Raw genomic sequence first — 13,267 nt, 5'->3', positions numbered from 1 at the left:
TGGAGGAGAACATGACGAATCCAGTGGTAGAGTGCAGAGAGATCGAGAAGGGTATCGTGCAGGTGACCTTGCAGGATCGGGATCAGAAAAATACTTTTACCGAGGGGTTGGTACGCGGCCTGATCGAAGCGTTCGAGGATATTGCCGCGAATGAACGCTGCAAGGCGGTCATCCTCACCGGCTATGGCAATTACTTTTGCTCCGGCGGCACGATGGAGGGGCTGCTGGCGATTCATGAAGGAAGAGGCAGGTTCACCGATGTGAACGTCTACGCGCTCGCCTTGGAGTGCAAGGTTCCGGTGATTGCCGCGATGCAAGGGCACGCAATCGGCGGTGGGTTTGTCGTAGGGCTGTTTGCTGACTTTGTGATCTTGAGCCGCGAGAGCGTGTACACGACCAATTTTATGCGTTTTGGATTTACACCCGGCATGGGAGCTACCTACATCGTGCCGAGGAAGTTGGGCTTCCCCCTCGGAGAAGAGATGCTGATGAGCGCCAACAATTACAGAGGCGCCGATTTGGAAAAACGGGGCGTCCCGTTCCCCATCGTTCCGCGTGAAGATGTGATGAACCGAGCGTTGCAGCTGGCGCGTCAACTGGCGGAAAAACCGAAAGTGTCGCTGATCACCTTGAAGGACCATCTGGTCCGACCGATTCGAGAGGAACTGCCTCGCGTGATTGAGCAAGAGATGGCCATGCATGAAAAAACATTCCATGAACCGGAAGTGAAGGACAGAATCATCTCTCTGTTCGGAAATTAACAAGCACTCGCCGTGCTTGCGACCATACATTTTGCTGTAAAAGAGGGGTTCAAATGAAGATACAAGACATATTACGTGCGCTTGAAGCCAAAGAGATCAGCCCTGAAGAGGCCAAACAAGCCCTTGCACAGGCTCGGTCCCACGAGTTGCAAATGTCCGCCCCCCCTGCGAATGCTGTGCGCGAACTGTTTGTTGATCCGGCGGTTCGCTTGCAGCCGCAATCTCTAGGCCATCCGTTGTTCCAAACGAGATACCGCACCATTTGGAGTTACTTTTCCGGCTCAATGTATCGAGGGATCGCATCAGAGGAGATGGTGGTGCGCATGGGGCAGGCCAGACTGCTTGCTTTTTTTGGCAGCGCCGGTTTTCAGGTGCAGGAACTGGAACCCGTTCTACAGCGCCTTCAGGCACGGCTAGGCTCGGACAAGCCGTATGGCATGTGCCTGATCGCCAACCTGAACGACCCGGACGAAGAGCGGCGTACCGCGGAATTGTACGTCGCGTATAGGGTAAAGGCGATCGAAGTGTCCGCCTTCTCCGCTCCAACGCTCCCGCTGGTCTATCTGCGCCTTAAGGGTCTGTCTCGTCAAAACGGACGTCTGATCTTTCCGCGCCGACTGATCGCCAAATGCTCACATCTGGACACGGCGCGTGTGTTTCTCTCGCCGCCGCCGGAGCCGTTCGTCCAGCAACTGCTGCGCTACGGCCTGATCAGCGAGGAAGAAGCCGCCTTGTCACGAACGATTCCGCTGGTCGACGACCTCGCGATCGAAGCAGACTCGGGCGGTCACACGAACCAAGGCGTATCGTTCTCTCTCCTGCCCGCCATCCGTGCGCTCAAAGATCAGCTCCAGCATCAGTACTGTTACCAAGAGGAGATTCTCATCGGCTGCGGCGGAGGGATCGGCACGCCGGAAGCGGTCGCGTCTGCCTTCATGCTCGGGGCTGATTTTATTTTCACAGGATCGATCAATCAATGCACGGTGGAGAGCGGGGCCCATCCAGTCGTCAAGGATCTGCTGCAGTCCGTTTCGATCCACGACACAGCGATCACGGTTGCAGGCGATATGTTTGAGATCGGCGCAAAGGTGCAGGTGTTGAAGAAAAATACCCAGTTTGCCGCCCGCGCCAACAAGCTGCACCAGCTGTTCCACCAATACAACTCGATCGACGAAATTCCGCTGTCGATCCGCCATGAGATCGAAACGAAATATTTTAAGAAGACGCTTGGGGAAGTCTGGGATCTCGTCTGCGCTTACAAGCGCACCAAACATCCGGAGCAGCTTGAAGAGGCGGCCGAGAACTCGCGTTTCAAGATGGGGCTGATCTTTAAGTGGTATTTTGCCCATTCCGCACAGGCGACTCTGCAAGGGGATGAGCAGGAGCGGGATAATTTTCAGATATTCTGCGGTCCGGCGATGGGGGCGTTCAACAGGTGGGTGCAGGGCACACCGTATGAGTCTTGGCAGCAGCGACATGTGAGCACTGTGGCAGAATTGCTGATGCGCAAGGCGTGTGAGCATCTGGAATCCCGTCAGTCCGCGTCCGTTTCGGCAGCTGGTGCACAAGCGGTGCCGAGCTTTGAAGGGGCGGCGATTGCGATCATTGGGCTGAGCGGTCAATTCCCTAAGTCCAAAAATGCAGGCGAGTTCTGGAACAATCTCGCACAAGGCCGCGACTGCATCTCCGAAATTCCGGGGACGCGTTGGTCGCTCGACGAGCACTACTCACCGGACCCGAGCACACCGGGCAAAACCTACTCCAAGTGGATGGGCGTTCTGGAGGATGCGGACAAGTTCGACCCGCTGTTCTTCAACATCTCGCCTGCCGAAGCGGAGTTGATGGACCCGCAGCAGCGGCTGTTCTTGGAGAGCGCATGGCTGGCCATCGAAGACGCCGGCATCGCGCCGTCCACTCTGTCGGGCAGCCGAACTGGCGTGTTCGTCGGCTGCGGCACGAACGACTACGGACAGGCGCTGAATCATCAAGGCTTGAACGCTCAAGGGCTGATGGGAGCGGCTTCCTCCATACTCAGCGCCCGGATTTCGTATCTGCTCAACCTCAAAGGCCCTTGTCTTGCAATCGACACCGCATGCTCTTCCTCGCTGGTGGCAATGGCCGAAGCCTGCAACAGCCTGCTGCTCGGCACGAGCGACTTGGCATTGAGCGGCGGGGTATATGCGGCTGCGGGGCCTTCCTTACATATCATGACGAGCAAGGCGGGCATGTTGTCGCCCGACGGACGCTGCTATTCGTTTGATACGCGCGCCAACGGCTTTGTGCCGGGGGAGGGTGTCGGCGTTTTGGTGCTCAAGCGCCTTGCAGATGCTGTGCGGGACGAAGATCCGATCTATGGCGTGATTCGCGGCTGGGGCGTCAACCAGGACGGCAAGACGAACGGGATCACCGCGCCGAGCGTCAATTCGCAGATCCAACTGGAGCAGGACGTGTATAAGCGATTTGGCATCGACCCGGAGACGATCTCCCTGATCGAAGCGCATGGGACGGGCACGAAGCTGGGTGATCCGATTGAAGTAGAGGCGCTGACCGAGTCCTTCAGGCACTTCACGGAAAAAACCAGCTATTGCGCTCTCGGTTCGGTGAAAAGCAACATCGGACACCTGCTGACGGCAGCCGGAGTGGCGGGGGTAATCAAGGTACTGCTGGCTATGAAGCATCGACAGATGCCGCCGACGGTGCATTTTAGCGAATTGAACGAGCACATTCGGCTCGCGAAGAGTCCTTTTTTCATTAATACGGATCTGATTCCATGGGAGGTGCCAGCCGGGATGCCGCTCCGTGCCGGAGTGAGCTCTTTCGGATTCAGCGGGACGAACGCGCATGTTGTCATCGAAGAGCATTTGGAAAAAGAAAGTCTGGCTTCGGCAGCGGGAGAAGTGGATACGCCGCTGCTCTTTGTGCTGTCTGCCATGACGGAGGAACAACTGCGGACGTATGCAGCCACGATGGCGGTCTTCCTCGAACGGGAGCGGAACCTGAGCCTTGCTAGCATCGCTTACACCCTACAGGCAGGACGCGATGCAAGAGAGATGCGGCTGGCGTTTGTGGCCTGTTCGATAGACGAAGCGCGTCAGAATTTTGAGGCCTATGCAGAGGGGCGGACACTCCCCGGTCTCTTGTCGTCGCAGTTGGGAGCCGGGCAGGAGGAGGCGCAGGGCATTGCAAACAAGCCGCTGCAAGAGATCGCCGAACTTTGGGTGCAGGGAAAGCGACTTGACTGGTCGGAGCTCTATGCCGATTTGAAACCGCGCCGTGCTCATCTGCCGACCTATCCGTTTGCCAGAGAACGCTTCTGGGTGCCGGAGATGGAGGAAGGAGAGGCTTCGATACTGACAGCCGGCCTGCATCCGCTGCTGCACAGCAATACCTCCAATCTGAAAGAGCAACGCTTCTGCTCAACGTTTACCGGACGAGAATTTTTCCTGGCCGATCATCAGGTGCAAGGACGGAGGGTGCTGCCGGGTGTCGCCTATCTGGAAATGGCTCGCGCCGCGCTGGAGCAGGCATCCGACATGCCGTCGATCTCTTTGAAAAATGTAGTCTGGGCCCGTCCGATCATCGCGCAAAACGATGCGGTGTCGGTGCAGATCGGACTGTTCCCGGAAGAGAACGGCGAGATCGGATTTGAAGTGTACAGCGGCTTGGATGGCGAGATCGTACACAGCCAAGGGCGCGCTGCACCAGCATTGTCGGACGTCGAGGCTCCAGTACTCGATCTTGCTTCTCTGCAAGCGCAGTGCGGGCAGCGCGAAAGAGGCGCGGCGGAATGCTATGACTTGTACCGCCGAGCGGGCTTTGAGTACGGTCCAGCCTTCCAAGGGATGAAGCACCTCTATGTTGGGCAGGAGATGATCTTGACCCGCTTGACGCTGCCAGCCGCCGTCGCGGGTACCGCTCGTCAGTTCATCCTGCACCCGAGCCTGCTGGACTCGGCTCTGCAATCGGCCATCGGCTTCCTGAATGACGAAATGACGCTCCAGCCGGTACTGCCATTCGCGCTGGAGAAGCTGGAAATTTTCGGGCCTTGCACCACTTCGATGTGGGCCTTCGTGCGCCCCAGTGAAGGTAACAAGCAAGGGGATAAGGCACACAAGCTCGATCTCGACCTGTGCGACGAAAGCGGAAGCGTCCGCGTGCGGATGAAGGGCTATTCCTACCGCATAGTTGGACGCGAGCAAGTAGCAGAGGCGGGGACGCTGATGCTCAGGCCGGACTGGACAGAGCGCCCTATCAATCTGCAAGCTGTGCAGACGGTGTTTGCCGACCATCTGGTAATGCTTTGCGAAGTAAACGCTGAGATTGAACAGAGCGGGATGCGCAGCATGGTCTTGCAAACAGAGGAAATAGGGCTTGCAGAACGCTTCGAGGCCTATGCAGCACATGCGTTTGAGGCAATCAGGTCGATTTTGCAAGAAAGACGTAAAGGGAAGACGCTCGTGCAGCTCGTCGTTCCGGCGCAAGGGGACGGGCAGGTTTTCGCCAGCCTCTCTACACTGCTGAAGACCGCTCAACTGGAGAATCCAAACCTTGTCGGGCAACTGATCGAGGTTGAAGATGCGAGCAACCTTAAGGAGACCTTGCGAGTAAATGCTCGCTGTGCAGGCGACGGACACGTCCGTTATCAAGGCGGCAAGCGCTGGGGAAGAGGTTGGAGTGAAGTTGAGCCGAGCGAAGAAGTGCTGCGCATGCCGTGGAAGAACCAAGGCGTCTACCTGCTCACAGGGGGCGCAGGGGGCCTAGGCCGCATTTTTGCTGGCGAAATCGCACGGCAAGTGAAAGGGGCGAAGCTCATCCTGACGGGACGGGGACCGCTGAGCGCTGAGAAACAGGCAGAGCTTCGGTCCTTGGACGCAATAGTTGTTTACAGGCAAGTGGACGTGACCGACTTCGCGGGGGTCGTGCAGCTGATCGAGAGCATTCAAGCTGAGCATGGCGCTCTGCACGGCATTCTGCACAGCGCAGGCGTAATTCGCGATAACTTGATCCTTAAGAAGACGTCAGCGGAGTGGCAGGAGGTGCTGGCCCCCAAGGTGGTCGGTACCGTTTATCTCGATGAGGCGACGCAACATTTGCCGCTCGACTTCTTCGTAACGTTCTCCTCGGTGGCTGGAGCTATCGGCAACCCTGGGCAAGCGGACTATGCGACGGCCAATGCCTTCCTCGATGCTTTTGCAGTGTATCGCAATGAACGGGTCGCAAGCGGCAAACGCTCTGGCCGGACGCTGTCGATCAACTGGCCGCTCTGGCAAGCTGGCGGAATGCATGTAGGGAAAGAGACGGAGCAGACGCTGCGAGAGACACTCGGCATGATCCCGATGCAGACGGCAACGGGGATTAGCGCCTTGTATCTGGGTATGGCTTCCGAGCAAGCGCAAATTGTTGTCTTGGAAGGCGATCTGGATCGCATCCGCGCTGTTTTTGCAAACATATCGCCGACAGCAGCAATTGAGCCAATGTCTAGGCTGGAGGAAGATCCGACTCTCCTTCCAAGCGATTTTGAAGTGAAAGCGATCGAGTATTTCAAGACGTTGCTCTCTTCTGTCCTAAAGCTGCCAGCCAGCCGGCTTGATGCTCATGCGCCTTTTGAAAAATACGGCATCGATTCGATTCTGATCATGCAGCTGACCAACCAACTGGAAAAGGCGTTTGGCTCCTTGCCGAAAACGCTGTTCTTTGAATATCAAAACCTTCGCGAGCTGACTGGATACTTCCTGAACGCCCATCGTGTTCTCATGCAGCAGCTCCTGGGTATCGGACAGCAGGAGCGAGCTGCGGTTCCCGCTTCGGTAACGGCCGCGACCGCTCCTGAGCTGCCGGCTGTCAGCATCCGCAGTCGTTCGAGGCTGGCCGCGAGCTCGACGGCTGTGCATGCAGCACCGATCGCGCGACCTGCTAAGGCGGCCAAGGGAGAACAGGACGTCGCAATCATTGGCGTCTCCGGCCGTTATCCGGGGGCGCGCAACCTTCAAGAATATTGGGACAATCTGCGGGAAGGCAAGGATTCGATTACGGAGATTCCTCCAGAACGCTGGGATCATAGCCTCTATTTTGACCCGGACAAAAGCAAGCCGGGGAAGACGAACAGCAAATGGGGCGGATTTATCGACGGCGTGGATCAATTCGATCCGCTGTTCTTCAACATCTCTCCGCGCGAGGCGGAGATTATGGACCCGCAGGAGCGCTTGTTCATGCAGACCGTCTACGAGGCGCTGGAAGATGCGGGTTATACGCGCGAGACGCTCGCCAAGCATCGCGGGCTCGGGCTTGACGGCAATGTTGGGGTCTATGTCGGCGTGATGTACGAGGAGTATCAGCTGTACGGCGCACAGGAAACGCTCCTCGGCCGACCGCTTGCCCTGTCTGGCAATCCGTCGTCGATCGCCAACCGGGTGTCGTATTTCTTCAACCTGCATGGACCGAGCCTAGCCGTTGATACGATGTGCTCGTCCTCGCTGACGTCGATTCATCTGGCTTGTCAGAGCTTGCAGCAAGGCGGCTGTGAGCTGGCGATCGCCGGCGGTGTCAACGTTTCGATTCACCCGAATAAGTATATTTTGCTCGGCCAAGGCAAGTTCGCATCGAGCAAGGGCAGATGCGAGAGCTTTGGCGAAGGGGGCGACGGGTACGTGCCGGGCGAAGGGGTTGGAGCGGTGCTGCTCAAGCCGTTGTCCAAAGCGATTGAAGATGGCGATCAGATCCACGGCGTGATTAAGGCCAGCGCGATCAACCACGGGGGCAAAACCAACGGGTACACTGTCCCGAACCCGAATGCGCAGGCGAATGTGATCGAGCAGGCGCTGCGGCAGGCAGGACTTGACCCGAGCATGGTCTCCTACATTGAAGCGCACGGAACCGGCACCTCGCTTGGCGATCCAATCGAGATCGCTGGCTTGAGCAAGGCCTTCCAGGCCAAGGCAGACGGCAAGCAGCCAAGCTGTGCCATCGGTTCGGCCAAATCGAACATCGGTCACTGCGAGAGCGCAGCGGGCATCGCCGGGGTAACAAAGGTACTGCTGCAGATGAAGCATGGCCAGCTTGCGCCTTCGCTGCATGCCAAGGTGCTCAACCCGAACATCGACTTTGAGGCGACTCCGTTCGTCGTGCAGCAGGAGCTGGGAGAATGGAAGCGTCCGCTGGTGGAGATCGGCGGTCAAGTTCGCGAGGTGCCGCGCATCGCGGGCATCTCGTCGTTCGGGGCGGGCGGTTCCAACGCGCATGTGATTATCGAAGAGTACGTGCCGGCAGAGTCGCTGCGCACGTTTGTCGAGGTGACGCCTCAGAATCCGGCTGTGATTGTGTTGTCGGCCAAAAACGAAGAACGGTTGCAGGAGCTGGCCGCACAGCTGCTTCACGCGATCGAGACACAGCCGTTCACAGATGCGGACCTAGCCGATATCGCCTATACCTTGCAAATCGGTCGAGAAGCGCATGATGCGCGCATGGCGCTGCTCGTTGACTCGCTTCAAGACCTCGCGACCAAGTTGCGCGCCTGTGTGTCCGGCCAAGAGGATGTCCCAGCCCTCTATCGTGGTCATGTCAAAGCCAATCGAGACACCCTCACGCTTTTTCTTGCCGATGAAGAGCTTCAGGAAGCCATTGAAAAATGGATTCAGCGCCGCAAGCACGTCAAGCTCGTTGACCTATGGGTGAAAGGATTGGAGCTGGACTGGAACAAGCTCTATGGCGAACACAAGCCGCGTCGCATCAGCCTTCCGACCTATCCATTTGCCAAACAGCGCTACTGGGTGCCGAAAGGAATGATGGGGGCAGCACGAGCTCTGATGTCTTCGAGCGTCGTGGAAAACCTTGAAGTGCTGGCCCCAGTCTCGACGAATCTGCAAGCAAGGGTGCAGGAGGTAAGCGATGGCATGCTCAACATCGAACTGTGCGACGCCCAAGGGAACATTTGCGTTCGCCTGACTGGACTGCAGGCCGAGCCCGTACAAGCGAAACCTGTACAAGCGAAACCTGCAAACGCCAAGAAGCAGTTGGAATGCTTTGAGTTGATGACCTTCCGCGAAATCTGGCAAGAGCAATCCCTGCCTTCTGTCACAGCCCGGAACGCTGGAACACTTGTCTGCTTCCTGTCCGATCCGGCATTGCAGCGGACGGTACGGGAGACGCTCAAGTCCCTGAGCCCGAGCCTGCAAGTCGAGTTCATCGCCCAGGGTAGCTCAATTCCAGAGTCCTTCCAACGCATGCAGGAGGAGCATCGAGACGTCTTCGGGATGCTGTACCTGTGGCCGCTTGAAGACAAGGCTCTAATCAGAGAGTATTCCATTATTGTGAACATTCTGAAGTCCCTCGACGACTCTGGCCTGAAGCCCGAACGCCTGCTGCTGGCTGGGCAATTCGAGAACGGAGTGGAGCGAAGCTACTGCGAATCATGGATCGGCTTTGAAAGATCTTTGGGTCTAGTGCTGCCTAACACGAAGGTGATGGCGGTTTTGCACGCGGGCTCTTTCTCGCTTCAAGACTGGATGCTGCTGCTCTGGCGTGAACTTCATGCCCCGCAAGCGCAAAGCATCCTTTACGAATCAGGCAAACGGCACATCTGCGCTGTCCATCCGACCCGCCTTGAAGCAGGCGGGCGCAAGGTGCGAGTAGGCGGTACCTACCTGATCACCGGCGGCCTTGGTGCGCTCGGCTACCTGTTCGCAGAGCATCTAGCCCAAAAACAGCCCGTGAACCTCATCCTTACCGGCCGCTCCGAGCTAGATGAAGAGAAGCGCAGCAAGCTGAGCGAGTTGGAAATGCTGGGCAGCCAAGTTTTCTACCTGCAAGCGGACGTATGTGACGAAGAGCAGATGCGAGCCGGGCTGGTCCGTGCACGCGATCGCTTCGGACCTCTGCACGGCGTGCTGCACGCAGCAGGCTTGTCCGGGGACGAGAGCCTTTTTGCCAAGGACATTAAGGCGTTTGAACAGGTTTTGAGCCCAAAGATTGCAGGAACCCTGCTGCTCGGCGAATTGCTGGCGGAGGAGACCGATCTTGATTTTGTCTGCTACTTCTCCTCGACATCCGCCGTGCTGGGCGATTTCGGTTCCTGTGACTACGCGATCGGCAATCGCTTCCAGATGGCCTACGCGCAGCACCGTCATGAACAGCGGTTGCCGGGTCAGACGCTAGTGATCAACTGGCCGCTTTGGAGAGAAGGCGGAATGGCTCTTGATGAAGGAGAGATTACGGCGAACTATCTGAAGTCGAGCGGACAGCGCTTCTTAGAAGCGAAAGAGGGAGTGGAGCTCTTTGACCTGATCCTCTCCCAGAACGATGTGCAGCAGCTTGTGCTCGTCGGGCAGCCAAGCCGAGTCAAACGCTTCCTCGGAATAGCTGAACAAGCGTCGACAGCGGTTCAACCCACTGCATCGCCGACTGTCAGCTTATCGTCAGGCACAGCGATGCGTCCAGAGTTGCAAGGATTTTCGCTTGAGCAATGCATCGAGTGGGATCTCAAAGAACAGGTCAGCCAAATCCTGAAAATCTCCCGCGACGAACTCGATGTCGAGGAAAATCTGGTCGACTTCGGGTTTGACTCGATCAGCTTGGCCGAGCTTGGTAACCGTCTTTCCAAAAGCTATGGTCTCGAAGTGACGCCGACTATGTTCTTCAGCCACTCAACGATGGAAAAATTGACCCTGCACTTCCTGCGCGAACACGAGGCGTTGATGACAGAGCACTACCTTGAACCGACTGCCGAACCAGCCTCAGAAGCGACAATCGGAACGGATGTCGCTCCGGCCCGGCAAGAAGTCGCAGTGACAAAAGAGATTTTTGTGCCGCCGGCGACATCAAGCGTTCACGAGCCGATCGCCGTGATCGGGATGAGCGGACGCTTCCCGCAAGCGGACAATGTGCAGGACTTTTGGCAGAACCTCAAAGCGGGCAAAAACGTCATAACCGAGATTCCTACGGATCGCTGGGACTGGCAAAGTGATTATGAAGAAGGCAAAATCACGTCCAAATGGGGCGGATTCGTAAAAGACATCGACTGCTTCGATCCGCTTTTTTTCGAAATATCGCCGAGAGAAGCAGCGTATATGGACCCCAAACAGCGCCTGTTCTTGGAGGAAGCATGGCATGCGCTCGAGGATGCCAGCTACATGGGCGATCAGATTCGCGGCAAGTTGTGCGGCGTCTACGTTGGTGTCGAAGAGGGCGAATATGGCTTCCTCACAGGGGATGGCGGCTCGCTCAACGGCAATCAAAATGCGACATTGGCCGCTCGCATCGCCTACGCCCTCGACTTAAAGGGGCCGAATCTGGCGTTGACCGCTGCTTGCTCCTCCGGGCTCGTGGCGCTCCATCAAGCCTGCCAAGCCTTGCGAGCAGGGGACTGCGACGTGGCGCTGGCCGGCGGTGTCAATCTCTTGATTTCCCCGATGATCTACAAGGGGATGAGCAAGATCGATATGCTGTCCCCGGACGGACACTCGTATGTGTTTGATTCGCGTGCGAACGGATTGGTCCCGAGCGAAGCCGTTGCCGTAGTCGTGCTCAAGCCTCTGTCCAAAGCGATCGCTGATCACGACCAGATCTACGGCTGCATCACAGCGACCGGAGTCAATTACAACGGCCAATCGAATGGTATTACATCGCCGAACCCGGACGCTCAAGCCGAACTGATCCGCAGCGTGTATGACCGTTATGAAATCGATTCGTCTGATGTCCAGTTCGTCATGTCGCACAGCACCGGCTCGAAGCTAGGCGATCCAGTGGAAATTCAAGCGCTGACCAGTGCCTTCCGCAAGCCTGGCGCTCAAGCCCGGAACTGTGCGCTCTCCTCAATCAAGCCGCTCATCGGGCACACATTTGCTGCATCGGGCATCGTCAGCCTGATCAGCATGCTGATGGCGATGCGCGAACGCACACTGCTGGGCTTGCACGGCTTCGAATCGAGCAGCGAGTACATCCGCTTTGAGGAAAGTCCGTTCGTCGTCAGTACCGCGAACCGAGCGTGGACGACACAGGAAGGCCGCCCGCGAGTCGGAGCGATTAGCACGACAGGAATCAGCGGCACGAATGCTCATGCCGTGATCGAAGAATACATTCCGACCGCGATGGCTGTGCAGATAGTACGACCGGACGCGGCACAGCAACTAGTAATTCTCTCGGCTCGAAACCACGACCGCCTTCAGCAACTGGCGGCTCGTCTGTCCGAGCATCTCGCGAGCGAAGCAGGCCAATTCCTGACGCTCGCTCAGATCGCCTACACGCTCCAAGTCGGTCGCGAGCCGATGAAAAAGCGCGCAGTCTTCATCGTCTCTTCCAAAGAAGAACTGCTGCAGCGCTTGCAGAAATATATCACCTCGTCTGTTGTGGACGAGACACGTCCTGCACCGGATCGCCACCAAGCCAGAGCCCTTGTGGAAGCCGCGCTGCAAGAGCACAATCTTGAGCAGTTGGCCGCTCTCTGGCTCTCCGGCTGCAAAGTGCCGTGGCAGCGACTACATGATGGTAAGAATGTGCAGCGCGTCTCGTTGCCGACTTATCCATTTGTGAAGCGTAGATGCTGGTTGGATGGGGCGAAACCGCAAGTAAAGAAATTTGCCATCTCCAACAAGGCGGCCGAGTTTTATACGCGCATCGTCGAAAACGGAGACTCCGGCTTCCAAGAAGAGTATCTGACCTTCTGCCCGTTTGAGGAAAAAATCCCTGGCTTCTCGATCAGCCGCGTTTACCTGAACCCGGAACAATATCCCGCCGAACTAGAGATGGTGCGCAGCAAGCAGATCGAGATGCGCCGCGTGCTGTTCAGCCGAGGCGATTTTCAGCGCGCGCAGGCTCTGCTCGACATCGGATGCGGTCATGGGACAGACGTGATTCAGTTGGCCAAGCGCTACCCGCATCTGAAAACCCAAGGCTTTACGATTACGGAGGCGCAGGCGGATCTTGGCAATCGGAGAATTCAAGAGCTGGATTTGGACAAACAAGCAGTCATCTTCCATGGCGACAGCTCGAAAGACCGATTTCCAGGTCGCTACGACATAATAATAGGGATTGAAGTCAGCTGCCATGTCCCTGGCAAGCAAGGGCTATTCAAGAACATGTCCTCGGCCCTCAACGAAGGGGGGCAGGTGCTGATGATGGACTTCGTCGCGAACCTGTGCGGAGCCATTGCCGATCCGAGCATCGACATCTACATCCCGACAGTTCAAGACTGGATCGACCTGCTGGCGGAGCATCACCTCGTTCTTGACGAAGTGATTGATGTCTCCAAGCAGGTTGCCAACTCTTTGCATGATCTTGAGCACGAGGAGAATACGAAAGGTTTGCCCGAAGTCGTACAAAATTCCATTCGGAACTTTGCGAATAGCTCGATCGCGCTTGAGAAAGGCTGGATCAGCTACTGTTTGTTCGTCATTAGCAAAAATTCAGCTTTCAGCTCGGCAGAGCTGCGAGAGCTCAACGCAAAGCAGATGTCCAACAGGACGCCGTATCCGGAAGCTCGGCGCCACATGCTGCAACAAATCTAAAGGAGTGAG

2 protein-coding genes are annotated in these 13,267 nt (G+C 57.1%); both read left to right on the top strand.

The window, feature by feature from the left end:
* The first annotated feature begins 11 nt into the window (after positions 1–11).
* Complete coding sequence (locus V5J77_RS15740; RefSeq protein WP_338551787.1) at positions 12–761, top strand: polyketide synthase; 750 nt, start codon at positions 12–14, stop codon at positions 759–761.
* 53 nt (positions 762–814) lie between these two features.
* Positions 815–13,258, top strand: a complete 12,444-nt coding sequence (locus V5J77_RS15735) for a PfaD family polyunsaturated fatty acid/polyketide biosynthesis protein (protein WP_338551786.1) — start codon at positions 815–817, stop codon at positions 13,256–13,258.
* Positions 13,259–13,267: the final 9 nt, after the last annotated feature.

The organism is Paenibacillus sp. KS-LC4 (genome assembly GCF_036894955.1).
Taxonomy (GTDB): Bacteria; Bacillota; Bacilli; order Paenibacillales; family Paenibacillaceae; genus Pristimantibacillus.
This window is presented reverse-complemented; position numbering and strand designations above follow the sequence as displayed.